The organism is Pseudomonas floridensis (assembly GCF_002087235.1).
GTDB lineage: Bacteria > Pseudomonadota > Gammaproteobacteria > Pseudomonadales > Pseudomonadaceae > Aquipseudomonas > Aquipseudomonas floridensis.
This window is the reverse complement of record NZ_MUIO01000071.1, coordinates 20,835-44,781: the sequence shown is the minus strand read 5'-3', so window position 1 is coordinate 44,781 and position 23,947 is coordinate 20,835. Positions and strand designations below refer to the sequence as shown.

At 60.1% G+C, this 23,947-nt stretch carries 23 protein-coding genes; 13 read left to right on the top strand and 10 right to left on the bottom strand.

The window, feature by feature from the left end; all coding sequences use genetic code 11:
* Nucleotides 1–107 precede the first annotated feature (107 nt).
* Both BZK31_RS17475 and BZK31_RS17470 read right to left on the bottom strand, forming a co-directional pair.
* Nucleotides 108–734 (bottom strand): antibiotic biosynthesis monooxygenase, encoded by a 627-nt coding sequence (locus BZK31_RS17475; RefSeq protein WP_083184206.1) that lies wholly within the window; start codon nucleotides 732–734, stop codon nucleotides 108–110.
* Nucleotides 735–891: 157 nt separating this feature from the next.
* Nucleotides 892–1,803 carry a LysR substrate-binding domain-containing protein gene (locus tag BZK31_RS17470; RefSeq protein WP_083184205.1) on the bottom strand — a complete coding sequence of 304 codons (912 nt, stop codon included), beginning with the start codon at nucleotides 1,801–1,803 and terminating at the stop codon, nucleotides 892–894.
* A 233-nt stretch (nucleotides 1,804–2,036) separates the two neighbouring features.
* On the opposite strand from BZK31_RS17470, the gene BZK31_RS17465 reads away from it, so the two are divergent.
* Nucleotides 2,037–2,459, top strand: a complete 423-nt coding sequence (locus BZK31_RS17465; protein WP_083184204.1) for a GFA family protein — start codon at nucleotides 2,037–2,039, stop codon at nucleotides 2,457–2,459.
* Here BZK31_RS17465 and poxB read toward each other — a convergent pair.
* The 3 genes from poxB to BZK31_RS17450 all read right to left on the bottom strand — a co-directional run bounded on the left by poxB (nucleotide 2,456) and on the right by BZK31_RS17450 (nucleotide 6,914).
* Nucleotides 2,456–4,174 (bottom strand): ubiquinone-dependent pyruvate dehydrogenase, encoded by a 1,719-nt coding sequence (gene poxB / locus BZK31_RS17460; protein WP_083184203.1) that lies wholly within the window; start codon nucleotides 4,172–4,174, stop codon nucleotides 2,456–2,458. The genes BZK31_RS17465 and poxB overlap by 4 nt on opposite strands.
* A gap of 284 nt (nucleotides 4,175–4,458) precedes the next feature.
* Nucleotides 4,459–6,348, bottom strand: a complete 1,890-nt coding sequence (mrdA, locus tag BZK31_RS17455; protein WP_083184202.1) for a penicillin-binding protein 2 — start codon at nucleotides 6,346–6,348, stop codon at nucleotides 4,459–4,461.
* A 125-nt stretch (nucleotides 6,349–6,473) separates the two neighbouring features.
* Nucleotides 6,474–6,914 carry a winged helix-turn-helix transcriptional regulator gene (locus tag BZK31_RS17450; RefSeq protein WP_083184201.1) on the bottom strand — a complete coding sequence of 147 codons (441 nt, stop codon included), beginning with the start codon at nucleotides 6,912–6,914 and terminating at the stop codon, nucleotides 6,474–6,476.
* Between the two features lie 87 nt (nucleotides 6,915–7,001).
* Between BZK31_RS17450 and BZK31_RS17445 the strand changes: the two genes are divergently transcribed.
* From BZK31_RS17445 to BZK31_RS17435, 3 genes are all read left to right on the top strand, one after another.
* Nucleotides 7,002–7,859: an SDR family oxidoreductase gene (locus BZK31_RS17445; protein WP_083184200.1), complete on the top strand. Its 858-nt coding sequence runs from the start codon at nucleotides 7,002–7,004 to the stop codon at nucleotides 7,857–7,859.
* 98 nt (nucleotides 7,860–7,957) lie between these two features.
* A complete protein-coding gene (locus BZK31_RS17440) occupies nucleotides 7,958–8,266 on the top strand; it encodes an RcnB family protein (RefSeq protein ID WP_083184199.1) in 309 nt (102 codons plus the stop codon).
* Between the two features lie 113 nt (nucleotides 8,267–8,379).
* Nucleotides 8,380–9,201, top strand: a complete 822-nt coding sequence (locus BZK31_RS17435) for an AraC family transcriptional regulator (protein ID WP_083184198.1) — start codon at nucleotides 8,380–8,382, stop codon at nucleotides 9,199–9,201.
* 10 nt (nucleotides 9,202–9,211) lie between these two features.
* Here BZK31_RS17435 and BZK31_RS17430 read toward each other — a convergent pair whose 3' ends face one another.
* A complete protein-coding gene (locus BZK31_RS17430; RefSeq protein WP_167378013.1) occupies nucleotides 9,212–9,796 on the bottom strand; it encodes a LysE family translocator in 585 nt (194 codons plus the stop codon).
* 208 nt (nucleotides 9,797–10,004) lie between these two features.
* On the opposite strand from BZK31_RS17430, the gene BZK31_RS17425 reads away from it, so the two are divergent.
* The 3 genes from BZK31_RS17425 to BZK31_RS17415 all read left to right on the top strand — a co-directional run bounded on the left by BZK31_RS17425 (nucleotide 10,005) and on the right by BZK31_RS17415 (nucleotide 11,102).
* Nucleotides 10,005–10,499, top strand: a complete 495-nt coding sequence (locus BZK31_RS17425; protein WP_083184197.1) for a DUF3828 domain-containing protein — start codon at nucleotides 10,005–10,007, stop codon at nucleotides 10,497–10,499.
* A gap of 64 nt (nucleotides 10,500–10,563) precedes the next feature.
* On the top strand, nucleotides 10,564–10,776 hold the full coding sequence (locus BZK31_RS17420; protein WP_083184196.1) for a hypothetical protein: 213 nt from the start codon (nucleotides 10,564–10,566) through the stop codon (nucleotides 10,774–10,776).
* A 125-nt stretch (nucleotides 10,777–10,901) separates the two neighbouring features.
* Nucleotides 10,902–11,102: a hypothetical protein gene (locus BZK31_RS17415; RefSeq protein ID WP_083184195.1), complete on the top strand. Its 201-nt coding sequence runs from the start codon at nucleotides 10,902–10,904 to the stop codon at nucleotides 11,100–11,102.
* Here the strand turns inward: BZK31_RS17415 and BZK31_RS17410 are convergent.
* Both BZK31_RS17410 and BZK31_RS17405 read right to left on the bottom strand, forming a co-directional pair.
* Nucleotides 11,099–12,556, bottom strand: a complete 1,458-nt coding sequence (locus tag BZK31_RS17410; protein WP_083184194.1) for an MFS transporter — start codon at nucleotides 12,554–12,556, stop codon at nucleotides 11,099–11,101. The genes BZK31_RS17415 and BZK31_RS17410 overlap by 4 nt on opposite strands.
* A gap of 63 nt (nucleotides 12,557–12,619) precedes the next feature.
* Nucleotides 12,620–13,927, bottom strand: a complete 1,308-nt coding sequence (locus BZK31_RS17405) for an Nramp family divalent metal transporter (RefSeq protein ID WP_167378019.1) — start codon at nucleotides 13,925–13,927, stop codon at nucleotides 12,620–12,622.
* 316 nt (nucleotides 13,928–14,243) lie between these two features.
* Here BZK31_RS17405 and BZK31_RS17400 point away from each other — a divergent pair, with 316 nt between their 5' ends.
* On the top strand, nucleotides 14,244–15,662 hold the full coding sequence (locus BZK31_RS17400) for an MFS transporter (protein ID WP_083184192.1): 1,419 nt from the start codon (nucleotides 14,244–14,246) through the stop codon (nucleotides 15,660–15,662).
* Nucleotides 15,663–15,680: 18 nt separating this feature from the next.
* Here the strand turns inward: BZK31_RS17400 and BZK31_RS17395 are convergent, their stop codons facing one another.
* Both BZK31_RS17395 and norR read right to left on the bottom strand, forming a co-directional pair.
* Nucleotides 15,681–15,905: a DUF6555 family protein gene (locus BZK31_RS17395; protein ID WP_083184191.1), complete on the bottom strand. Its 225-nt coding sequence runs from the start codon at nucleotides 15,903–15,905 to the stop codon at nucleotides 15,681–15,683.
* Between the two features lie 112 nt (nucleotides 15,906–16,017).
* On the bottom strand, nucleotides 16,018–17,568 hold the full coding sequence (gene norR / locus BZK31_RS17390) for a nitric oxide reductase transcriptional regulator NorR (protein ID WP_083184190.1): 1,551 nt from the start codon (nucleotides 17,566–17,568) through the stop codon (nucleotides 16,018–16,020).
* Nucleotides 17,569–17,932: 364 nt separating this feature from the next.
* Here norR and BZK31_RS17385 point away from each other — a divergent pair, with 364 nt between their 5' ends.
* The 5 genes from BZK31_RS17385 to BZK31_RS17365 all read left to right on the top strand — a co-directional run bounded on the left by BZK31_RS17385 (nucleotide 17,933) and on the right by BZK31_RS17365 (nucleotide 23,903).
* On the top strand, nucleotides 17,933–19,384 hold the full coding sequence (locus tag BZK31_RS17385; RefSeq protein ID WP_083184189.1) for a UbiA family prenyltransferase: 1,452 nt from the start codon (nucleotides 17,933–17,935) through the stop codon (nucleotides 19,382–19,384).
* Nucleotides 19,381–20,697, top strand: a complete 1,317-nt coding sequence (locus BZK31_RS17380) for an FAD-binding oxidoreductase (RefSeq protein WP_083184188.1) — start codon at nucleotides 19,381–19,383, stop codon at nucleotides 20,695–20,697. Before BZK31_RS17385 ends, BZK31_RS17380 begins: the two co-directional genes overlap by 4 nt.
* Nucleotides 20,694–21,434 carry an SDR family oxidoreductase gene (locus BZK31_RS17375; RefSeq protein WP_083184187.1) on the top strand — a complete coding sequence of 247 codons (741 nt, stop codon included), beginning with the start codon at nucleotides 20,694–20,696 and terminating at the stop codon, nucleotides 21,432–21,434. The genes BZK31_RS17380 and BZK31_RS17375 overlap by 4 nt, the downstream gene beginning before the upstream one ends.
* Nucleotides 21,431–22,396 carry a lysylphosphatidylglycerol synthase transmembrane domain-containing protein gene (locus BZK31_RS17370; protein ID WP_083184186.1) on the top strand — a complete coding sequence of 322 codons (966 nt, stop codon included), beginning with the start codon at nucleotides 21,431–21,433 and terminating at the stop codon, nucleotides 22,394–22,396. Before BZK31_RS17375 ends, BZK31_RS17370 begins: the two co-directional genes overlap by 4 nt.
* Nucleotides 22,397–22,472: 76 nt before the next feature.
* Complete coding sequence (locus tag BZK31_RS17365) at nucleotides 22,473–23,903, top strand: DUF2723 domain-containing protein (RefSeq protein WP_083184185.1); 1,431 nt, start codon at nucleotides 22,473–22,475, stop codon at nucleotides 23,901–23,903.
* The last annotated feature ends 44 nt before the right edge of the window (nucleotides 23,904–23,947 follow it).

The following is a 23,947-nucleotide window of genomic DNA, read 5'->3' as shown; positions in this document are numbered from 1 at the left end:
GGCCGGAGAAAGACAAAGAAGGAAGAATCGCTGCAGCCGCGCTCAGCAAGGAGCCTTGGGCAATGAAGCGACGGCGTTGCAGATCGGTTTTGTCGTCTGTCATCGGATCACTTTCCCTGTGATTTTTTCGCGGAAGCATTAAGCCAGGGCGCCATCAGGCGTGTCGCGGCGGGCATCATCAGATACACCACCAGCAACACGATGGTGATGGTCACCAACGCGGTACTGACGAAATAACTGGACAACCAAGGGACGCGGGCAAAAACCGGCCCCCAGAACAGTGGCACGAACAAAGTCAGCGGCAGGATGACCATGAACGAGACACATGCCTGCTTCCAGCGCGGCGGCGGGCTGCTCTCCTCAGCGGTCGGCGTGAACCAGAACTCGTTGTGGGGATTGACCAGCGTCTGATCGCCATCGGCCAGCATCGGCTCGGCTTCGCGCACCAGCTTTCGCCGCTCATCCGAGTCCAGCCAGTCCTGCATGGCCTGCGTCGAATGAAAGCGCAGCACGCTGGTAAACATCTGCAGCCCGTCTTCTCTGGCACGAATCACATCCACGCCAAGATGACCGGGCTTGCCGCTGGCGATGGTCACGATGCGACGCAGCCAGCTTTCGTAAGCCGCTTCCTGCCCGGTCTTGACCCGGTGCTTGATAACCAGCGTAACGACTTCATTGAAGACCGCACTGCCGACAATATGAGCTTCGGTGTCGAGACGGACGGAATCGGACATGGCCAGTGGCTCCAGTGACAGGTGATTAAAGTCTGGCTCTGGCAGGCAAAAGCGCAGTGGCCTTCAACCGTTCAGAACGTCAACGATAGTGCCGTCAAACCAGCGCCAGAAATTGAACGTATGTGCTGTCTTTGTTTTCCGCTCTACGACGGCACTTTCATGCGAGTGGAGCCGACATGTACTCGGCGATACGCCCACGCAACCAGCGCTCGGCCGGGTCGTTGTCATGCACCCCGCTCCAGACCATCGACAACTCCGCCGGTACGATCGGAAACGGCGGTTCTTCGGCGCGCAGCTGACAACCTTCGATCAGCGCACAGGCCGCGTAATCCGGCACCGTGGCGATCAACTCGGTGCCAGCCAGCAGCGCCCGCAACCCATTGAACTGGGGCACCGCCAGCACCACCTTGCGCGCCCGACCGACGCGCGCCAGGTCCAGATCGATATTGCCGCTCAGATCGCCCGAAAACGACACCATCGCGTGCTGCCGCTCGCAATATTCGTCCAGCGTCAACGGCTGCGGCCGCGCATCGCCACGAATCACCTTGCAGCCAATGTCCCGCAACTTCTTGCGCTTGGCGTTGGCTGGCAGATCGACGGTATAACTGACCCCCACCGAAATCTCACCAGAGGCTAGCAGCGCAGGCAGCAACAGGTAGTTGGCCCGACGAATCACCACAATGATGCCCGGCGCCTCTTCCCGCAGACGCGAGAGCAGCGGCGGCAGCAAGCCAAACTCCGCGTCATCGGACAAACCGATGCGGAAAACCTCGTTGCTGGTCGAAGGATCGAACTCCTTGGCCCGACTCACCGCCCCGGAAATGGTGTCCAGCGCCGGCCGAATCTCCTTGAGAATGTCCAGCGCCCGCACCGTCGGCTCCATCGCCCGCCCGTTGCGCAACAGCAATTGATCGTCGAACAGATCGCGAAGACGACCCAGCGCGGCACTGACCGCCGGCTGGCCGATGAAGAGCTTCTCAGCCACCCGAGTGAGATTGCGCTCGAACATCAGCGCTTCGAAAATCACCAGAAGATTGAGGTCGACGCGGCGCAGGTCGTTGCGATTCATGAGATGGATTCCGTGGACTGATGATCAAGGTGCCTGCGAGGCGAGGCTTTGACGTCAGTAGGCACCAATGTGGAGCGTAGGGATTGTATGGGTGTGCTGAAGAATGTCAGTGGCCGCAACGTTCGCTACTTTTCGCAGCACTGCAGGCCAATGATCACCCCTTGATCGACCACCGGCACAACCAGTCGCCCCGTCAGGCATTAACCTCAATACCTACCAAGGAGGAGATTCACATGATCAAATCAGTCGGACCGACCGAGATCAAACCCGTCCATCTCGCATCCTGTCATTGCGGTGCGGTGGTGCTGGAGCTGGACTTGCCGGATGGCATCGTGGACCCACGACGCTGCGACTGTTCGCTCTGCCGACGGCGAGGTGCCATCGTTGCGACGGTGGCGGAAGAAGGTGTGCGTGTGATCCACGGCCAAAAGATGCTCAAGCTGTATCAGTTCAACAGCCGAACCGCCGAGCACTACTTTTGCGGCCGATGCGGGGTGTACACCCATCATCGGCGGCGTTCAAATCCGCATGAGTTCGGTTACAACGTCGCCTGCCTGGAAGGTGTAAATCCATTCGACCTGGGGCCGGTGCAGACCAGTGACGGGGTGAATCATCCGTCGGACCGACCTGCCGAGCCCCTGCCCTTAAGTGATTAACGCAGGTTGGTCTTGGCCAGTTCCAGCACTTCGCTGCCTCGGCCACTAAACACGGCGCGCATCATGTACAGGCTGAAACCCTTGGCCTGGGCGAGTTTGATCTTCGGTGGAATGCCCAGTTCCTGCTTGGCGGTCACCACGTCGATCAGCACCGGGCCGGGATGGTCGAAGGCTTTGCGCAGCGCGGCAGGCAGTTCTTCGGCGCTTTCCACGCGCAGCCCCAGAATACCGGCACCCAGCGCGACACCGGCAAAGTTGGTTTCATGAAAGTCAGTGCCGTGGGGCACGTAGCCACCGGCTTTCATTTCCATGTCCACGAAGCCCAGCGAGCTGTTGTTGAACACGACCATTTTGATCGGCAGGTTCAGCTGACGGATGCTCAGCAGATCGCCCATCAGCATGGACAGACCGCCGTCGCCGCAAAGCGCAACCACTTGGCGATCCGGGTGTTCGGCCTTGGCACCCAGTGCCTGGGGCAGTGCGTTGGCCATCGAGCCGTGGTTGAACGAGCCCAGCAGGCTGCGCTGGCCGTTCATGTGCAGATAGCGCGCTGCCCACAGCGTCGGCGTGCCGACGTCTACGGTGAAGATGGCATCGGCATCGGCCTGTTCGTCGACCAGCCGTGTGAGGTACTGCGGATGGATTGGCGTGCCGTCCGGAGTGGGCGTCGCCAGTTCGTCCAGTTCTTCGCGGGCCTTGGCGTAATGCTTGAGGGCCTTGTCGAGGAAGCGGCGGTCCGAGTGCGGTTTAAGCTTGGGTAATAATGCATCGAGGGTTTCACGCACACCGCCAACCAGTCCCAGTGTGACGGGCGTGCGACGTCCCAACTGGGTCGGGTCCAGGTCGATCTGGATGATCCTGGCCTTCTCGGGGTAAAAGTTGCGGTAAGGGAAACTGCTGCCCAGGATCACCAGCGTGTCGCAGGACAACATCGCGTGATAACCGGAGCTGAAGCCGATCAGTCCGGTCATGCCGACATCGAACGGATTGTCGTATTCGATGTGCTGCTTGCCGCGCAGAGCGTGCACTACCGGTGCGCCGAGCTTTTCCGCCAGCGCTACCACCTGCTCGTGAGCACCGGCGCAGCCAGCACCACACAGCAGCGTCGTGGCGTTGGAACCGTTGAGCAGCTCGACCACGGCCTGCAGATCGTTTTCCGCCGGGACCACGTTCGGCGGCGTCGCCTCGACCCACTTGGCCGGTACGTCAGGCGATGGACTAAGCGCCACGTCGCCAGGCAGCACGATCACCGCCACACCCTTCTGATTGATCGCCGCGCGCATCGCACGTTCCAGCACACGCGGGAATTGCTCGGGATTGCTGACCAGTTCAACGAAATGGCTGCACTCCTTGAACAGTTCCTGCGGATGGGTTTCCTGGAAATAATCCAGGCCGATTTCCGAAGACGGAATATGTGCGGCGATGGCCAGCACCGGCACCCGGTTGCGATGGCAGTCATACAGGCCATTGATCAGGTGCAGATTGCCCGGACCGCAGCTGCCGGCACATACCGCCAGCTTGCCGCTGCTCGCAGCCTGGGCGCCTGCGGCGAACGCAGCCACTTCTTCGTGACGGGTGTGCATCCAGCGAATCGAATCGGTGCGTTCCAGGCTGTCGGTCAAGCCATTGAGGCTGTCACCGGAAACGCCCCAGATATGAGAAACACCTGCCGCTGCGAGGGTTTGCGCGAGATGGTCGGCAATGGTCTTGGACATGCGGGGTTCCTTGTCTAAACGAACAAAATCGAGGCAAAAAGATTCAGCTTCCGTACTGGAAGAACAGGCACAGCGCGTTGCTGCGCCTGTTGTGGTCGACCCGATGCGTTCTCGACAGTTCCGGGAAACTGCGGGGGTGTTCAGATTGGTAACCCAACGGCGTATGAAGCCGAGCGCTCGGCTCCCTGAAGTCCGCGTGTGTGCCAGTTGCGACGCGCGGCGTCACGGGACGCGTGCCCACGCCAAGCGGTGGACACGACTATTGATCAAGGGCGCCGGCCCGATCAGGCGTGTGGATTGCCCGCAGGCTTGCTCGGCGAGGCGTATTGCGGTTTGAGCTTGCCGTCGTTGTCCAACAGCCAGGCGTCGAGGATTTCTCGCACCACCGGGCCTGCCACCCGGCCGCCCGCCTCGCCGTTCTCGATGGTCACCGACACCACGATTTTCGGATGTTCGGCCGGTGCGAACCCGACGAACAGGGCGTTGTCCCGGTTGCGTTCCAGCGTCTTCAGCCGGTTGTAACGTTCGCCCTGCTTGATCGCCACCACCTGCGCCGTGCCGCTCTTGCCCGCGATGTGGTACTGCACACCTTTGGCCGCGTCGCGGGCGATGCCGCGTGGATCGTGCATGACCATCTGCATGCCTTCGTTGACCTGATCCCACTCGCGCGGATCGCGCAGCACGATATTGGGCATCGGGTGTTCATCCAGCGGCGCGACATGGCCGACTTCCATCGCCAGGTGCGGGCGATGCCAGACACCTTTGCTGGCAATCAGCGAGGTTGCCTGCGCCAGTTGCAGCGGCGTGACCTGCATGTAGCCTTGACCGATACCGAGGATCACCGTTTCACCAGGAAACCAGGCCTGACGACGCGTGGCGCGCTTCCATTCGCGGGACGGCATCAGGCCTGCCGACTCCTCGAACATGTCCAGTGACACCTTCTGGCCGATGCCGAACATGGTCATGTAGTCGTGCAGCCGATCGATGCCCAGCTTGTGCGCCAGCGTATAGAAGTAGGTGTCGTTGGACCGCATGATGGCGGTATCCATGTCCACCCAGCCATCGCCGCTGTGGTTCCAGTTGCGGTATTTGTGATCGAAGTCCGGCAGCTGAAAATAGCCAGGATCGAACACTTTGGTGGAGGCATTGACCACACCGCTGTCCAGACCGGCAATCGCCACTTCCGGCTTGACGGTCGAGCCCGGTGCGTAGAGTCCGCGCAGCACGCGGTTGAACAGCGGCCGGTCGATGGAATCACGCAGCGCAGCGTATTGCTTGAAGCTGATGCCGGTCACGAACAGGTTAGGGTCGAAGCTGGGCTTGCTGACCATCGCCAACACCTCACCGGTCTCGGGGTCCAGCGCCACCACCGAACCACGGCGATCACCCAGCGCTTTTTCAGCCGCTTCCTGCAGGTGTACGTCGAGGCTGAGGGTGATGTTCTTGCCCGGCACCGGATCGGTGTGTTTCAGGACTCGCAGCACGCGGCCCTGGGCATTGGTTTCAACTTCTTCGTAGCCTACGTGGCCGTGCAGTTCGGATTCGTAAAACCGCTCGATGCCGGTCTTGCCGATCGACTGCGTACCGCGGTATTCGTTGTCCAGTTGCGAGGCTTCTTTCTCGTTGATGCGTCCGACATAGCCGATCGAATGAGCAAAATGATCGCCCAACGGGTAATGACGCACGAACTGCGCCGCGACATCGACACCCGGCAGCAGGTACTGGTTAACCGCCAGTATCGCGATCTGCTCCTCGGTCAGTTCGTAGAGCAGTGTCGCCGGTTCGAACGGATGGCGGACCTGTTTCAGTTCTTTGTCGAACAGAATGCGGTCTTCATCGGGCAACGCCAGCAAGATCATCAGCTCATCGATGACCTTGTGCCAGTCACCAGCGCGCTCACGGGTCAGGGTCAGGTTGAAGCTGGGGCGGTTATCAGCCAGCACTTCGCCGTTGCGGTCGAAGATCAAGCCGCGCTCGGGTGGGATCGGCAACACATGGACACGGTTGTTCTCGGAAATCGTCGAGTGGTAGTCGAATTCGGTGACTTGCAGAAAGTACATCCGCGCAATCAGACAGCCCGCCAGGACAGCTACGAGAATGGCGCAAGCGATAAGGCGCTGATTGACCAGCCGGGTTTCTTTTTCGTGGTCTTTCAGCGGAATGGGTTCAGGCATTTCTACAGCTTCTCGGTAAAGGCGACACATGTGAATAAATATTTCGGCGCGCACCATACCAAGAAGTAGCGATTGCAGGGGGCCCGAGCTGACAATCGCCGGATGAAGAATCTGTCAGCAAAGGGTCATGCAGGCTCGGTCAGGACTTGCGGCCGGGCCATTTCAGAGGCTGCACGGGCGCGCATAATCTGCGGCAGATTCTTCTCGACCCAGACCGCCAGTGTCTCGACCTGCAAGGCCACTTCTTCACCCATCGCAGTCAGCCGGTACTCGACATGTGGCGGCACCACCGGCAGCGCCTTGCGACCAACGAAGCCATCATGTTCCAGCTGTTGCAGAGTCTGCGCGAGCATCTTCTCGCTGACGCCGCCAATCTTGCGACGTATTTCACTGAAGCGATGCATGCCGCCGCGCAACACGATCAACACCAGCACGCCCCAACGGCCGCACACATGATTGAGAATGACCCTGGACGGACAGTCACGGGCCAGCACCTGTCCCTGACGAATATTCAACAGCATCGACTCGCCGTCACTGATTGAGATTGAGGCATCTGACTCGCGCATGACACTTACCTTTTTGTACGTACTTACGAAAGGTAAGTACCGTCGCTATGCTCGCCTTTCTTTCAAACCAACACAAGGTTCCTCTTCATGATCGTCGTCACTGCTGCCAACGGCCAACTGGGTCGTCTCGTTATTGAAAAGCTTCTCGAAACGGTCCCCGCAGACCAGATCGTCGCGGCGGTACGCAGCCCCGAAAAAGCCGCTGACATTGCGGCGCTGGGCGTACAGGTGCGCAAGGGTGACTATTCACAGCCTGCCACTCTGGAGAGTGCGTTCGTCGGCGCGGATAAGATCTTGCTGATTTCCTCCAATGAAATAGGCCAGCGGTTTCCTCAGCACCGCGCCGTCATTGATGCCGCGAGACAAGCCGGCGTCAAACTGCTTGCCTACACCAGCATTCTGCGCGCGGACAGTTCGCAGCTTGGGCTTGCGAACGAGCATGTCGACACTGAGGCCTACCTGCGCGCCAGCGGTGTGCCGTTCACGTTGCTGCGCAATGGCTGGTACACCGAAAACTACGCCGCTTCCATCCCCGCCGCTCTCGCCCATGACGCGTTCATTGGCAGCGCTGGCGAAGGCCGTATCAGCTCGGCCGCACGCGCTGACTACGCCGAGGCCGCAGCGGCGGTGCTGACGTCTGCAGAAGATCAGTCAGGCCGTGTCTACGAACTGGCAGGGGATGAGTCCTATACCTTGTCCGAATTCGCCGCCGAACTGTCGAAGCAAAGCGGCAAAAACGTGCCCTACGTGAATCTTCCTCAGGCTGACTTTGAGGCAGCGCTCGTCAAGGCAGGTGTACCGGATGTCTACGCCAGCCTGTTCGCCGACTCGGATGCAGCCGCTGCCAAAGGCGCGCTGTTCGATGACACTCACCAGTTGAGCCGCCTGATCCGCCGCTCTGCCACACCGCTGTCCGAGACGATCGCAGCAGCCCTGAAAAGCTGATGCGCGCAAACCCGATCGAATGATTTTCAACCGTGAAGGTCCCAGTCAATACGAAGGGCATTAAGCCATCGCATTACCAAAAGACTGGGAGTCTTCACATGAATCGCAAATCGTTGATCGCCTGCATGACCTTGCTCGGCTGCTTCTCGGTCGCCACCCTGCCCGTCCACGCAGCCGATGCGCCAGAGCAGAAAGTCACCGAGTCCAAGGACAATACCCACGAACTGGAACTGGGCTCCCGAGTGCCGGAGAAATACCGTCGCAGCGACTCCAGCATCAAGGACTGGAAAAGCAAAGGCCTTGAAGCACCTGCCAAGGAAAGCCAGTGGGTCCAGATCAACGATAAATACGTACGCTTCCAGACCGTGAATGGTCAGATTGTCGATATCGTGCCAATCAAGAAGTAAACAGTGTCACGGGAGCGTCGCCCTGCTCGCTCCCGCTTCATCCGGCTCGATGGCCAATGTCGAGCACGATGCGCTACCCTGCGTGCCATGCCTCAAGCCACCGGGACATGCGCATGACCCTTCACACTGTTGGACCGACTGACAGCACGCCGTTCTTCTGGCGCGATGAGCGCTTGCCGTTCATCGAAGCAAGGTCGGTTCAGGACGGGCGCAAAGTCTGTTATGCCAGGCACTCGCACGAGATTTTCTCCATCGGCGCCATCACCTGCGGACAAAGCACTTACCTTCACGAAAAGACCTCGCTGACGGTCTCTACCGGAACAGTCGTGTTGATGAATCCCGGCGCTGTGCACGCCTGCAATCCAATCCAGGACCAGCTGTGGTCGTACCTGATGCTGTATGTCGACAGCGACTGGCTGGCCACGATTCAGTCCGTGACAGGTGCTGCGTTTCAGCCGCTGAAACCGACCCACAGCCAAGATCCGGCGTTGTTCAGCGCGTTGATTGCGCTTTACCTAACGCTGACCGATACCCGGCTCGACACTCTGGAAAAACACTGCGCGGCGGTGACCTTCTTCGGCCTCATGCAATCCATACTGGGCGACCCGGCCTCTGTCGTCGAACCCGCGTCGCCGCGAGTGGCACGCGCGGCGCAGTACATCGACGATCACTTTACCCAGCCTCTCAAGCTCGCCGACATCTGCGAAGCGGCGAATCTGTCGGCGTCGTACCTGATTCGCTCATTTGAGCAGCGCTACCACATGACACCACACGCCTATCTGCTCAACCGCCGGATTCAGCACGCCCGCACCCAACTGCGCGATGGCAGACTGATCGCCGACGTAGCTCAAGAAACCGGATTTGCCGATCAGGCGCATTTTCAGCGCGAATTCAAGAAACACCTCGCGGCAACGCCCGGTCAGTATCGGTGTTGAGCCGAACGCATCAGATCACCAGATACAGCGCACATCCCCCAAGCAGCAGGGCCATGAGGCGATTGAACACGCGCACGCCAGTGGGACTGCGCAGGTAATTGCGCAAAAAACTGCCCGCGTAGGCCCAACATCCGAGCGACAAGTAGCACACCACGAAATAGATGGCCGCGAACTGCCCGATCAGTCGCGCCTCGCCGTCGGCGACGAATACGCCCATGCCTGCAATCGAGGCCAGCCAGGCCTTGGGGTTTAGCCACTGCATGATTGCACCGTGGAGCATCGAGGGTGGAAGGCCCTGCTGCGTGATGCTCAAACGACCGTCGTCCAGCGCCAGACGTAATGCCATGTACAACAGAAAGGCTACGCCCGCCCATTGAATGATCCGGGTCAGGTAAGGCCACTGGCGCAACGTTTCGTGCAATCCGAAACCGATCAGCACCAGTAGCAGCGTGAATCCCAGCGTCGCGCCCAGCACATGACGCATGCCGGACCTGAACCCGAAACGTGCGCCGGTGCTCAACGCCACGATGTTTACCGGCCCGGGGGTGATGGACGATGCCAGCGCGAAGGCCGCCATGGAAATGAGCAGACTCATGAGAAAATCCTCGAACGCGATCGAAATACCGGTTCAAGGTAGGGAGGCAGAGCACACGCGTATTGAAGGAAATTACCCTTTGATGCTCCCGCAGGCAGGAGACCTGCAAAATGACCGCGTAAAAAAATTGCTTTTTAGACCGGTTGGACTACAAATGCGATGTGCTCAAGATGCATTGATCTTCAACCCCAGACTGCGAGCCTGCTCCATGTCCAGACCTCTTGCGATCGTGATCGCCTGCCTGCTCTCTTCCACCGCTCAGGCCGCCTGTCCTGCGGCAACGCCGGCAGACACCGCGAAATGGATTTATGAAAAACATCAGGACTTCTATATCAACGGCAAAGGCTCGGCAGACTATCTGTCAAAACCGATGCTGAGCCTGCTCAAAAGAGACTGGACATGCCAGGGGCCGGGCGGGGATCAATGTGCAATAACCGCCAATCCCTGGACCGATGCGCAAGACGGCGACGTGCAAAAGCCCGTCGAGTGGAAGGCCGTGTCCGGCTCGGACAAACAGGCCGTGGTCGAGATGACCTACCTGCTGGGTTACAAAGACGCGCCGCAACAGGCAGCCGCCACTCAGACCTCGCGCCTGAGGCTGGTCAAAAACCCTAACGGGTGCTGGGCGCTGGACGACTTGCAAGGCCCTCAGGAGGTCGCGCTGACCCAGACCCTGCAAGACTTCCCTTATGAAGGGGATTGATGGGGTCTTGAAAGCGCTGGTTATTGTCTGTATCACAGAAGGCTGAACCTCAAGAGCGAGCCACATGGATACCTTTGAACAGTCGATTATTGAAGCGGCGCAGGACGCCACGCCCAATAACACTGCTGCAGAACGCGAAGCCGCCAAGGCTGTTGCCACTCAGGCAGTGGCCGAGATCATGTCGAGCATGAGCGGGCTGAAAAGGACCCTGGCATTGGCCGAATTGCTCGACTCGTACTCGGAGCAGGATCCCGAGGAAGACGAAGACGGTCAGTAAGGCGCGGCAGGTTTTATTTTTCCGCCGCCCTAAAGCAAAATGCCATTCGTGCCGATAGCTTGATTGCTGACGCAAGAACCCCTCTTCACTCAGTGCGCTCGGATGCGACCAACAGGACAGCATTCGTGCACATCGAGCAACTCAAAGACATCCAGGCTTATGTACAGCGCACCGCCGACGACCTTGAGCGCGTATCGCGCAACATGTCCGGTCATCTGGCGTATTTGCAAAGCAATGCCCGTGCGAACGAGGCCCAGGCCGTCAGTGAACAGATTCGCGGCCTGAGGGCATCGGTCCAGGACCTGCGCGGCGTGTTCAACAGCTAGTCATCCCGCGCCTGCGACAATGGCCGCGCCACTTCCTCCAGCGACTTGCGTTCCGCTGCAGCCCCCCATATCGACTGCACGAACGCCGCCAGCAGCATCAGCCCCGCGCCTATCAGATAACCGATCAGCACATTGCCGCGATCATGGGTTTCGATCAGTTCGCCAAACAGCGTCGGGCCGATGATCCCGCCCAGGCCAGTGCCGAAGGCATAGAACACCGCAATGGCCAGCGCGCGGATTTCCAGCGGGAACGTTTCGGCGACGGTCAGATAGGCCGAACTGGCCGCTGCCGATGCGAAGAAAAAGATCACCATCCAGGCGATGGCCTGTTGCGTCACATCCAGCAACCCCTGCTGAAACAGATACCCGCTGATCGCCAGCAGTACGCCTGACAGGCCGTAGGTCAGGCTGATCATCACCCGCCGCCCGACCACATCGGACAAACGCCCGAGCAACAATGGGCCGCAGAAGTTGCCCAGCGCCAGTGGCAGTACGAACCAGCCCACATTCTGAGCGGGCACATCGTAAAAATCGGTCAGCACCAGCGCATAGGTGAAGAAGATCGCGTTATAGAAGAACGCCTGAGCGGTAAGCAGGGTCAGGCCAACCAGCGAGCGCTGACGGAAAGACACGAACAACGTGTGAAAGATTTCACCGAGCGGTGTGTGGTCACGCGCATGCAGACGCAAGGGTTTGCCCTGGACGACGGGCAGCACGTGCCCTCGACGCTGCATGTCGGCTTCGATGCGTTCGACGATCTGACGGGCCTCGTCGGAGCGACCGTGAATCAGCAACCAGCGCGGACTTTCCGGTAGCCACAGGCGCATCAGCATGATGAACAGGCCCAGCACCGCGCCAATGCCGAAACATAATCTCCAGCCCAACTCTGCCCCCAGCCATTGCGGGTCCAGCAGGACAATGGAGCCTACAGCGCCCAACGCCGCGCCGAGCCAGAACGTACCGTTGATGGTCAGATCTACCCAGCCGCGATAGCGCGCGGGCGTGAACTCCTGAATGGTCGAGTTGATCGCGGTGTATTCGCCGCCGATGCCCATGCCGGTAAGAAACCGGAACAGCATGAAGCTCCAGACATTGAACGAGAATGCCGTGGCGAAGGTGGCGGTGATGTACAGCGCCAGCGTGATGAAAAACAATTTGCGCCGCCCCAGACGGTCGGTGAGCCAGCCGAAGAACAGTGCACCCAGCACTGCGCCGGCAATATAGGCGGCACCGGCCAGGCCAATCTGACTGTTGCTCAGGTTTAGCACCGGACTGGCTTTCAGTGCACCGGCCACGGACCCTGCGAGGGTCACCTCAAGCCCGTCCAGCAACCAGGTAATGCCCAGCGCAATCACCAGCAACGTATGAAAACGCCCCCATGGCAATCGATCCAGTCGGGCAGGCAGGTCAGTTTCGAATACCTGTCCCTTGTCGAGGGTCTGGATCGTCGTCATTTCCGGATTCCTTCACGGCGGACCTGAATGTCAGGATTGAGAGCCGGAAGGACGCCGCTAAGTTCAGCTTACCCAGAACCACAACAGCGTCAGGTTGGCAGCCGAGATCACGCCAAACAGGCTCCAGGCCGTGATTTGCACCAGCCGGGTGTTGACGAAGGACCCCATTAAACTTTTGTCACTGGTGAAGCGAATCAGCGGCCAGAGCGCGAACGGCAGTTGCAGACTCAAGACCACCTGGCTGAGTACCAGCATCTTGCCCACTGAGCTATCGCCCAACCAGATCACCCCGATCAGGGCGGGGATCAACGCCAGCACACGGGTGATCAGGCGTCGTTGCCAACACGGAATCTTCGCCTGCAGAAAGCCTTCGAGCACCACCTGTCCGGCGATGGTTCCGGTAAATGTGGAGCTCTGCCCCGCCGCCAGCAACGCCACGCCGAACAATACGCTGGCAACCGCACCGCCCACCAACGGGTCGAGCAGGTGATAGGCGTCCTGAATCTCCACCACATCGGTGTGGCCGGTTCGGTGAAACGCCGCAGCGGCGAGAATCAGAATCGCCGCGTTGATCAACAGCGCCAGGCTCAGCGAACCGATCGTGTCCAGCCGGGCGAAACGGATAGCCGTAGCCTTGCTCCCCGTGTCTGAACCATTGACCCGCGTCTGTACCACCGAGGAATGCAGGTACAGGTTGTGCGGCATCACCGTCGCGCCCAGAATCCCGATGGCGAGATACAACGGCTCCTGACTGCTCAGCACGTCCCAACCGGGTTTCAGGCCTGCTGCAACATCCGGCCAGAACGGCTTGATCAGGATCAGTTCCACAGCGAAGCACGCGGCGATGGTTGCGATCAGTCCAAGCACGATGGCTTCCAGACGACGGAAATTGGCACCCTGCAAGGCCAGCACGATCAGCGTGTCGAAGGCGGTCAGCGCGACACCGGTGGTGATCGAGACCCCCAGCAGCAGATGAAAGGCCAACGCCGCGCCCAGCACTTCGGCCAGGTCCGTGGCGATGATCGACAACTCCGCCAATACCCATTGCCCCTTGGCGACGTTGCGGCTGTAGCGGGCCGCCGACAATTGCGCCAGATCCCGACCCGTAGCGATACCCAGTCGCGAACACAGGTTCTGCAGCACCATCCCCGACAGACTGGCCAGTACCACCACGAACAACAATGAATAGCCGAAGCGCGACCCGGCTTCGATGGCCGTCGCCCAGTTGCCCGGGTCCATGTAGCCGATCGACACCAGCAGGCCGGGGCCGACGAACAGCATCATTTTGCGCAGCAAGGAAGCATTTGCGGGGATGGCGACGCTATCGCTGGTCGCCGAAGGACAAAACGGCGCAGTCGCCGTGGTGGGCAATTTATACGTCACGGGAACCCGCGGAAGGCAGAAAACGAAGCGCCTATCCTAAGGTCTCGAGACATATCTTGATACATCACTTGGCTTAAATGGGTCTTTCAGGCAGCTCTTTATATGCCGCTGATCATGCTTCGGTCAGCCAACGGGACGTCACATCATTATGAAAAAAACGTTATCCGAAGTGCAGAAATTATCAAAATATTTAATTTATCCGCAACAAAACGCTAATTTATGATCATTAATAGCTTTATTGAGCAAGTATTACCAATTGTAAAACGCGTAACATTCTTCACTCCATCTTCTGGACTTTCCGCCGATGCCCTCCACTACTCTGCGCAGTGAATCCCACGCCGACCCGCTTCGCGCTGCCTTGATCTCGGCGCGTATCGATCGCCTTCCCGCCGTTGCCACACTCTGGAAACTGGTGGCCCTGCTTTCGATCGGCGGATTCTTCGAACTCTACGACCTGTTCCAGACCGCCTATATCAGCCCCGGCCTGATCCGCGATGGCATTTTCGCCACCGGCAGCCAAGGGTTGTTCGGCTTTTCCGATCAGGCCGCGTTCGCCTCGGCGACCTTTCTTGGTCTGTTTTTCGGTGCCAGTCTACTCAGCCCGATCGCAGATCGGTTCGGGCGGCGCGCTATTTTCACCTGTGCGCTGATCTGGTACACCGTTGCGACGGTCATGATGGGGCTGCAGACATCGGCCATGGGTGTGATCGGCATGCGATTTCTGGTCGGTATCGGCTTGGGCGTCGAGCTGGTCACCATTGACGCCTACCTGTCGGAACTGATGCCCAAACGCATGCGCAGCGCGGCGTTTGCCTTTGCCTTCTCCATCCAGTTTCTGGCGGTGCCCAGCGTTGCCCTGATGTCGTGGTGGCTGGTGCCGCAGGCGCCGTTTGGTTACTCGGGCTGGCGCTGGGTAGTGATCAGCAGCGCAGTGTTCGCGCTGTTCATCTGGTGGTTGCGCTCGGCGCTGCCCGAGTCGCCACGCTGGCTGGCGCAGCAAGGGCGCTTCGACGAGGCCGAGCACATCGTGGACCGACTTGAAGCTCGCTGCCTGAAGGATCACAAACAGCCGCTGGACGCACCTGAACCGCAGAAGGTTGAAGTCGAGGGCAAAGGTCGCTTCGCCGACATCTGGCAACCGCCGTTCCGTCGTCGCGCACTAATGCTGATCGCTTTCCACGTCTTTCAGGCCATCGGCTTCTTCGGCTTTGGCAACTGGCTGCCTGCCCTGCTCTCCGGACAAGGTGTGAGCGTCACGCACAGCCTGGGCTACGCCTTCGTCATCACACTGGCGTACCCGCTGGGTCCGTTGTTGTTCATGAGGTTTGCCAATCGCTTCGAGAACAAATGGCAGATCGTCGGTTCAGCCCTGGGCGCGATGATCTTCGGCACGCTGTTCGCTTTTCAGACCAGCGCCGTCGGGTTGATCTTTTGCGGGGTCATGATCACGTTCTGCAATGCATGGCTCAGCTTCAGCTACCACTCCTATCAGGGCGAGTTGTTTCCTACCAACATCCGCGCGCGGGCGGTGGGTTTCTGCTACTCGTTCAGTCGTTTGTCGACCGTTTTCAGCAGTCTGTTGATCGGTATATTCCTCGAGCACTTCGGGACGCCCGGCGTACTCGCATTCATCGTCAGCAGCATGCTGATCGTGATTATCACCATCGGTGGCTTCGGGCCGCGTACCCGCAATCTCGCGCTGGAGGACATTGCTAATCGCTGACGTTCAGGTGGAACGGGCTCAGGCCTGAGCCCATTCCACGTTGGTCACGCCAAAGTGCTCGGCGTAGGGCTTCGTCACGCGGGGCACCTTCTCCAGACGGTATTTGGGAATGCGCGCAAGCCCGGCGTCGACACTTGCGTAATGCCAGGCTTCAACGTTATCCATATGTTCGGTTCGTATATAAAAACTCTTGAAAGAGCCATTCAAAAGATAATCAATGCGATAGTGTTTGGGCAGTGCCATTGAAAACCTGATCCTTTTTCAGTGGTGGCTTGAGATACAGATGACCCAAGTCAGCCTGAAAAAATTCACTCTTTTTTACATGCACGCGCCCATGAACGGATCGAGCGCTATATCAACGCAGACCCAGGCGCTTTGAAAGTCGATTGAGATTGGCGCGATCTACTGATAACTCGCGGGCTACTTCCGTCCATTTGCCCTGATGCCGATCCAGCGAATCGGCAATCAATGCCCGCTGATAATTATCGACGGCAGTCTTGAGTCCTTCACCCTGAATCAGCGGCGCAAATGCTTGGGCTGTGTGTGCAGGCAACCCAGTGCCGAGTGGCTCATCAAGACCCAGGGCCTGAGGCTCGAGGCTCAGAATGCGTGGCCGTTGCGCGTGGCCGGCAAGGGCCTTGAGCACCGCGCGACTGATCAGATGCTCCAGTTCCCTGACATTGCCGGGCCAGTCGTGTGACATCAACAACCGCTGTGCTTGCGGGTTGAGGCGCAATGCCCGCAGGCCCATGCGCAGCCGGTTCTCTTCCAGAAAGAAACCGGCCAGCAACAACACGTCGCGACCACGCTCGCGCAACGCGGGCACCCTGAGCGGATAGACGCTGAGACGGTGATACAGGTCGGCGCGAAATCTGCCGCAGCGTACCTCTTCGGCCAGATCACGGTTGGTGGCCGCGATGATGCGCACGTCCACGCGATGTTCCTGATCCGATCCGACCCGCTGTAACTGGCCGCTTTGCAGCACCCGCAACAGTTTGGACTGCACGGCCAGCGGCAGCTCGCCCACCTCGTCGAGGAACAACGTGCCGCCATTGGCCAGCTCGAACTTGCCGCTGCGCCCGTTCACGGCACCTGAGAAGGCGCCCTTGACGTGTCCGAACAGTTCGCTCTCAACCAGCGTCTCCGGCAACGCTGCGCAGTTGAGGCTGATTAGCGGCTTATGCGCCCTGGGTGAACGCAAGTGAATCGCTTCGGCGACCAGCTCCTTGCCCACGCCGGTCTCGCCGGTCACCAGCACCGTGAGCGGGCTGTTGGCGACCAGCTGAATTTCCTGACGCAACTGCTCAAGCACGGCGCTCTGGCCGATCAACTCGCGAGGCGCCCGCCCGCCAGCGGCGCGTTTATAAACCTCGGCCAGCTGGCGCTGGTCCTCGAATCCACGTGCCAGATGCTGCATGCGTTCACTGGCCATGACCGTGGCGGCTGCCAGACTGGCGAATGCCTGCAGGTTATCCAGGTCGACGCTGCCAAAGCTGGCCGGGTCCAGCGAATCCAGTGTGATCAATCCCCACGGCCGTTCCTGGAAATGCAGCACACACCCCAGACAATCGTGCACTTCCAGCGGTGCGTGCCCCTCGATCAGGCCGTCGTACGGGTCGGGCAGCGGACAATCGAAAGAGAAACGCACTGGCGCCGGGCTTTCCAGCAACGCTTTGAAGCGCGGGTGCTCATCCACCTTGAAGCGTCGTCCCAGCGTGTCCGCGCTCAAGCCATCCACGGCCAGTGGAATCAGGATGTCGTCTTCAAGCTTGAGCAAAGCGGTGGCATCACAGGGCAACATCTGCCGCAGCGACTGCAAAAGCCGCCGATAACGCTCCTCGTCCGGCAATTCACGGGACAGATCGGCAACCAGCGGCACCAACGCACGCAGCAAGGGATGGGTCATTTTGACGCTCGAAGGATGGCATAAAGGCGTGTCATTATGACTCGATTTCTTATAAGCGCGACCTATGATTCATCGGGATTACACAGAAGTGTCCCCTGCATGTCTCACGCGCCGACCTCTTAAACAGACCCTCCGCTCGGGATATCGGATATGCCAACCGTTAATCATTACCGGGATCATCCGGCTCAAAGCCGATGATGTGTTAATTAGATGAAACAATAGTTTCACTCATTGAAAGCCTTAATAAACTGAGGTTTTCTGACGTCATGCACACGGCAATTAAATCCGTGGTATTTAATTTTATTCAAGAGGCGATTGTCCGTTTTCGTTCCATAGTGCGCTCACGTTCACCGGAGTCACGTCCATGTCTGGAATTCAGGGAAGAGTTCTGCAAACGCACCCACCGCTGGTGGTCGATCTGGACGGCACGCTGTTGCGTTCCGACCTGCTGTTTGAAACAACCATGGCCTTTGTGCGTCAGTATCCGTTGCACCTGTTCAAATTGCTGTTGTGGCTGTTGCAGGGCAAGGCCGCGCTGAAACAGGGACTGGCGCAGGCCACTCAGCTCGATATCGCTCTGCTGCCCTACGACGTCGCCGTCATCGACTACGTCGAGACGCAGCGCAGCACCGGCAGGCTCATCGTGCTTGCGACCGCCGCCCACGAGACACTGGCCAAGCGCATCGCCAGACACCTGAATCTGTTCGATCAGGTCTGGGCATCCGATGGTCAGGTCAACCTGTCGGCCCACCGCAAGCGCGATCTGCTGATAGCTCATTACGGCCAGAGCGGCTTCGATTACGTTGGCAACTCGACCGACGATCTGTGCATCTGGGCAGCGGCGCGCAAGGCCATCGTGGCTAACCCACACCGTGGCGTCGAACGCCGCGCTCAGGCGCAGGGCAATGTCGAGCAGGTGATCAACGCCGACGCTGCCTGCGTCAACGACTGGCGCAAGGCGTTGCGCTTGCATCAATGGTTGAAGAACGCGCTGATTTTCGTCCCGCTGCTGGCGGCGCACCGGCTTCAGCAACCACAACAGTGGCTCGATGGCGTGCTGGCGTTTCTATTCTTCGGCCTCTGCGCGTCCAGCGTCTACGTACTCAACGACCTGCTGGACTTGGCAGACGACCGCCATCACCGCAGCAAACGCAACCGGCCGTTCGCCAGCGGCCGTCTGCCGATCAAGTCCGGCCTGATCGCTGTTCCCACTTTGTTGCTGCTGGCCTTCGCCGGCGCAGGGTGGTTTCTGCCGTGGCAGTTCTCGGCGGTGCTGGCGGCCTACTACGTGCTGACGCTGGTTTACTCGCTGTACCTTAAACGACACATGGCGGTCGACGTCATCGTGCTGGCCATGCTCTACACCACCCGAATCCTGGCAGGCGCAGCGGCGTTCAGTCTGCCGCTCACGTTCTGGATCCTGGCCTTTTCCATGTTCCTGTTTCTGAGTCTGGCCCTGGTCAAGCGCTACGCCGAATTGCGCGAAGCCCGGATGCGCGAGGTGGAAGGCAAGACGCGCGGGCGAGGCTATTACCCGAGCGATCTGGACATGATCGCTTCCCTGGGCGCGTCCTCCGGCAATCTGGCAGTGATGGTACTGGCGCTGTACATCCACGAAGGTGCCACCGTTGCGCTCTATCGACATCCGCACGTGATCTGGCTGGCCTGTCCGCTGTTGCTGTTCTGGATCACCCGGATCTGGATGCTCACCCATCGCGGGTTGATGAATGACGACCCGGTCGTGTTCGCCATCCGCGACCGGATCAGTCAGGGCATCGGCGCGTTGTTCCTGCTAGTGTTCTGGATTGCCGCATGAGCGCGCCTCTCTATCCGTGGGGGCGGTACCCCTTGATCGCGCAGCAGGGCCATGAATGCGCATGGATCGATGACCTTCCCCGGCATCTCGAGAGCACACTGAGCCGCCATCGCAGCAGCCTGCCGTTCGGCAATGGTCGCAGTTACGGCGACAGTTGCCTGGCCGGCAGCGGGCACGTGCTGCACATGCACCGGCTGGATCGGTTTATCGCCAGCAACTGGAAGACGGGGGTGGTGCGCGTCGAAGCCGGCATGACCCTGGCGCAGGTCCTCACCGCCGCCATTCCACAAGGCTGGTTTCTGCCGGTCACGCCCGGAACGCAGTTCGCGACCGTGGGCGGTGCGATCGGCAATGACGTGCACGGCAAGAATCATCACCTGCGCGGCACGTTCGGCTGCCATGTATTGCGTTTCGGCCTGCTGCGCCACGCACAACAGCCGATGATCTGCTCGCCCGTGGAAACCCCCCTGCTGTACGCCGCCAGCATCGGCGGGCTGGGGCTGACGGGGGTCATTCACTGGGCCGACCTGCAACTGATGCCGATCCGCAACAGCCTGATCGACAGTACCGTGGTGCGCTTCGCCAATCTCGACGAGTTCTTTGCGTTGTCCCGGGAACTGGATCATCGGCACGAGTACAGCGTCGCCTGGGTCGATTGCCTGGCGCGCGGCCGCAACAGCGGACGTGGCGTGTACATCGTTGGCGATCATGCGCGTTACGGCTCGCTCGAAGTCGAGCCGCGCAGCAAGGTGGGCGTGCCGTTCACCCCGCCGGTCTCGCTGATCAACCCGCTGTCGCTGCGCCTGTTCAATTCCATGTACTGGCATGCTCACCCTGCTCGCCCGACCCCGAAACGCAGCGGCTATGAGCCGTTTTTCTATCCACTGGACCGCGTGCTGCACTGGAATCGGATCTACGGGCGCAACGGCTTTCAGCAATATCAGTGCGTGATGCCCGAGCGCTGTGCGCAGGATGCGCTGCAGGCGTTGCTGCAAGTCATCGCCGAATCCGGCCAGGGTTCGTTCCTGGCGGTGCTCAAGCGCTGCGGCGACATCGCTTCGCCAGGCCTGCTGTCGTTCCCGATGCCAGGCACCTCGCTGGCGCTGGACTTCCCGCAACACCGCGACCTGGCCGGTACGCTGTTTCCCCGTCTGGATGCAATTGTCCGCGACGCGGGCGGACGGCTGTACCCGGCCAAGGACGCACACATGAACGGTAGCGATTTCCGTCAGGCCTATCCGGCCTGGGAGCGAATGGAAGCCTTGCGCGACCCTGCCCTGATGTCCCGCTTCTGGAAACGAATCCTGCCATGAAACGAATTCTGATCATCGGAGCCACCTCGGCCATCGCCCACGCCTGCGCCCGTCTTTGGGCGGCCAAGGGCTGTGATTTTTTCCTCGTGGCGCGCAGTGCCGACAAGCTGCACGTGAACGCGGCAGACCTCAAGGCGCGCGGTGCCGGAGCGGTCACCCTGCATGAGATGGACGCCACACATTTTGCCGAACACCCCCGGATGCTCGCCGATTGCCTGCACGCGCTTGGTCAGATCGATGTGGTGCTGATCGCCCACGGAACGCTGCCCGACCAGAAAGCCTGCGAGCAGGATGTCGGCCTGGCACTTCAGGCGTTCATGACCAACAGCGCCTCGGTCATCGCCCTGCTGACGCTGCTTGCCCGGCATTTCGAGGTTCAACGCTGCGGAACGCTGGCGGTGATTTCCTCGGTGGCAGGCGAACGCGGTCGACCTTCCAATTACCTGTATGGTTCGGCCAAGGCCGCCGTATCGACCTTTTGTGACGGTCTTCAGGCAAGGCTGTTCAAGGTCGGCGTGCACGTGCTGACCATCAAGCCGGGCTTCGTCGATACGCCCATGACCCAAGGCCTGTCGCTGCCGAGCGCCCTGCTCGCGCAACCCGAACAGGTTGCCGAGCGAATCATCAATGGCATCGCCCGCCAGTCCACCAGCCTGTACACACCCGGTTTCTGGGCGTGGATCATGCTGGTGATCCGCTTGATCCCGCAGCCGGTATTCAAGAGGCTCAATCTGTGACGGGCGCGCCCTGGCTGTCCGGATGGCGCTACCGGGCGGTGCTGCTGTCAGTGACCGGATCGGCGCTGGGCTATCTCGCCTTCTGCCTGTGGGGCGGCTGGCACGATGTGGCACAGGCCACCGCCCGAGTCGGCGCAGTGGGTATCAGCCTCGCGCTGCTGATGTCGGCACTCAACTACGCCTTGCGCTTTGTGCGCTGGCAGTTGTATCTGCGGGTCCTCGGTCACCCGGTGGCGTGGCGTGCCAGTCTGACTGCGTATCTGGCCGGGTTCGCCTTGACCACCACGCCCGGCAAGGCTGGCGAAGCGCTGCGTGGCGTGCTGCTCAAACCGCTGGGCGTGCCATATGCGCAGAGTTTTGCGGCGTTCATCAGCGAGCGCCTGTCCGATCTGCTCGCCATTGCCCTGCTGACCCTGTTCGGCCTGTCCTGGTATCCGCAGGCGCAACCGATGATCGGCGTGGGGCTGGCACTGGTGCTGCTCGGCGTGCTGACCCTGTCGCAACGCCATCTGCTGCACGGGCTGCACACCAGAATACCGGCGCAGGCCCCGCGCCTGCCGACCCTGCTGAAGCATCTGCTGGACGTGTTGCTGGCTGCGGGACAGTGTCACCGCTGGACGGTGCTGCTCGCCGCCAGTCTTCTCAGCCTGTTCGCCTGGAGCGCCGAAGCCCTGGCGTTTCACTGGGTGCTGGGCTGGATGGGCGCGGACATCGCGCTGACCTTTGCCGTTTTCACCTATGCACTGGCCATGCTTGCCGGTGCCCTGAGCTTCATGCCGGGCGGTCTGGGCGGTGCCGAAGCAGTGATGATCGGTCTGCTGATGTTCAAAGGCATGCCTGCCGCCGACGCAATTGCCGCGACGATCCTGATCCGCCTCGCCACGCTCTGGTTCGCGGTGGCCATCGGCACGGCGATGCTGAGTCGATTCAGAAACGCCACACAGCCCGGGCAGCCGAGATGACGCCGTCCTGCCCGGCACTTGACGCACGCTCACTTAATGCCCTGATGCATCGTTCACCTCACGGAGTAGCCGTTCAATGACTTCACCCACCACTCGACCTTCCATCGTCGTTCCGTTGCTGTTGCTCTGTGCCGCCATTGCCGCGAGCTTTTTCGCTTCCAGCGGCCCGGTTCAGTGGATGGACAACGGGGTGTTTCTGGCGGACGCCAGCACGGGCGAGTATTTCTCTCAATCGCTCGGGCCGCTGGATCACCCGTTCTACCATCTCTTCAGTTCGGTCCTGTATCGCCTGTTCGGCTCGCAGGTGCTCAGTCTGATGAACTCGCTGTTGTTGATACCGCTGGCGTGGATCATCTACCGGCTCGCGACCAGCGTCGGAGCACGTGCACGCCAGGCGCTGCTTGCTGCCGCCACTACGGTGCTGGCCCATGCGGTGTTCTGGGTCTCGACCAAGGCTGAGGTTTATCTGTTGCACACGCTGTTTGTGCTGTTGGCCTATGCATTGCACTTCAGTGCCAGCCCACACCTGACGCCCGTAAAACGGCTATTTGTCATCGGGGTGCTGACCGGTTTGAGCGCTTCGGTTCATCAGCTGACGTTTATCGTGATGCTGCCGCTCTACATGCAGTTGCTGTATCAGCACAGAGCGCGAATCCTGATCACCGTGCCCGGCTTCCTGCTGGGTTTTGCCAGCGCCGCAGTGGCGGTCATCAATGACTTGAATGCTGGAATGGGCCTGTTCGACCTTCTGCGTCGCTACCTGACCGGCGCATCTTCAGTGGTCGCCGGCCCCGAATGGGAAGGCAGCCTGTTCCGGTTCGACGACATGTGGCACGAAAAGAACTCGGTGGTGCTGATGTTGCTGTCGTTGATCGGTCCGCAAATCGCCGGTCTGCTGCTGTTTCCCCGCGACAGCCGACTGCGCCTGCTATGGAGCGCGGCAGTGCTGAACCTGATCTTCGCGATTTCCTACAACGTAACGGACCGCTTCACCTTCTTCCTGCCGGGCATCGCGATGCTGAGCATCATCGGCATGACCCAGCTTCCCGCCCTGCTGTCACGCAGCACGACTGGCAAGGCGCTGCTCGATCTGTCGGTGCTGACCTCGCCGGTGGTGATCATGCTCGCCTACTCACTGTACGTCAGCGGAGCGGTTAATCTGCCGACCCACAAGGAAAAGCTGCCGTTTCGCGAAGACATCCACTATTTCATGGTGCCTTACCTGCAGGACCGCTCCGCCGAGGCGTTCGTCAAAGCCTACGAACGCTCGGTGCCGGAAGGTGCATTGATCATCGCCGACTGGACACCGCTGGGCGCGATCCGCTCCGGGCAAGCGATAGGGCTGTTGCGCGGACGCAGACTGGCCATGTGCGGTGACAACATCGACATCCGTGCCTACTTGGGCAATCCGGGGGTGTTTCTGGCGCGCCTGAGTTATTGCGGGATGATCGCCGATAACTACGTGCTGGAAAACACGTCGGTGGGCTTTGCGTTACACACCAAATGAGCGGGCCGTAACGCATTGCCTGAGGTAGGTTGGCTCAGCGGTCG

Coding starts and splice junctions, on each gene's coding strand:
- BZK31_RS17400 (WP_083184192.1), top strand. CDS start 14,244: ATGCCCTCCACTACTCTGCGCAGTGAATCCCACGCCGACCCGCTTCGC.
- BZK31_RS17365 (WP_083184185.1), top strand. CDS start 22,473: ATGACTTCACCCACCACTCGACCTTCCATCGTCGTTCCGTTGCTGTTG.
- BZK31_RS17435 (WP_083184198.1), top strand. CDS start 8,380: ATGACCCTTCACACTGTTGGACCGACTGACAGCACGCCGTTCTTCTGG.
- BZK31_RS17475 (WP_083184206.1), bottom strand. CDS start 734: ATGTCCGATTCCGTCCGTCTCGACACCGAAGCTCATATTGTCGGCAGT.
- BZK31_RS17410 (WP_083184194.1), bottom strand. CDS start 12,556: ATGACGACGATCCAGACCCTCGACAAGGGACAGGTATTCGAAACTGAC.
- poxB (WP_083184203.1), bottom strand. CDS start 4,174: ATGTCCAAGACCATTGCCGACCATCTCGCGCAAACCCTCGCAGCGGCA.
- BZK31_RS17425 (WP_083184197.1), top strand. CDS start 10,005: ATGTCCAGACCTCTTGCGATCGTGATCGCCTGCCTGCTCTCTTCCACC.
- BZK31_RS17380 (WP_083184188.1), top strand. CDS start 19,381: ATGAGCGCGCCTCTCTATCCGTGGGGGCGGTACCCCTTGATCGCGCAG.
- BZK31_RS17430 (WP_167378013.1), bottom strand. CDS start 9,796: ATGAGTCTGCTCATTTCCATGGCGGCCTTCGCGCTGGCATCGTCCATC.
- BZK31_RS17385 (WP_083184189.1), top strand. CDS start 17,933: ATGTCTGGAATTCAGGGAAGAGTTCTGCAAACGCACCCACCGCTGGTG.
- mrdA (WP_083184202.1), bottom strand. CDS start 6,348: ATGCCTGAACCCATTCCGCTGAAAGACCACGAAAAAGAAACCCGGCTG.
- BZK31_RS17420 (WP_083184196.1), top strand. CDS start 10,564: ATGGATACCTTTGAACAGTCGATTATTGAAGCGGCGCAGGACGCCACG.
- BZK31_RS17375 (WP_083184187.1), top strand. CDS start 20,694: ATGAAACGAATTCTGATCATCGGAGCCACCTCGGCCATCGCCCACGCC.
- BZK31_RS17450 (WP_083184201.1), bottom strand. CDS start 6,914: ATGCGCGAGTCAGATGCCTCAATCTCAATCAGTGACGGCGAGTCGATG.
- BZK31_RS17465 (WP_083184204.1), top strand. CDS start 2,037: ATGATCAAATCAGTCGGACCGACCGAGATCAAACCCGTCCATCTCGCA.
- BZK31_RS17395 (WP_083184191.1), bottom strand. CDS start 15,905: ATGGCACTGCCCAAACACTATCGCATTGATTATCTTTTGAATGGCTCT.
- BZK31_RS17445 (WP_083184200.1), top strand. CDS start 7,002: ATGATCGTCGTCACTGCTGCCAACGGCCAACTGGGTCGTCTCGTTATT.
- norR (WP_083184190.1), bottom strand. CDS start 17,568: ATGACCCATCCCTTGCTGCGTGCGTTGGTGCCGCTGGTTGCCGATCTG.
- BZK31_RS17440 (WP_083184199.1), top strand. CDS start 7,958: ATGAATCGCAAATCGTTGATCGCCTGCATGACCTTGCTCGGCTGCTTC.
- BZK31_RS17470 (WP_083184205.1), bottom strand. CDS start 1,803: ATGAATCGCAACGACCTGCGCCGCGTCGACCTCAATCTTCTGGTGATT.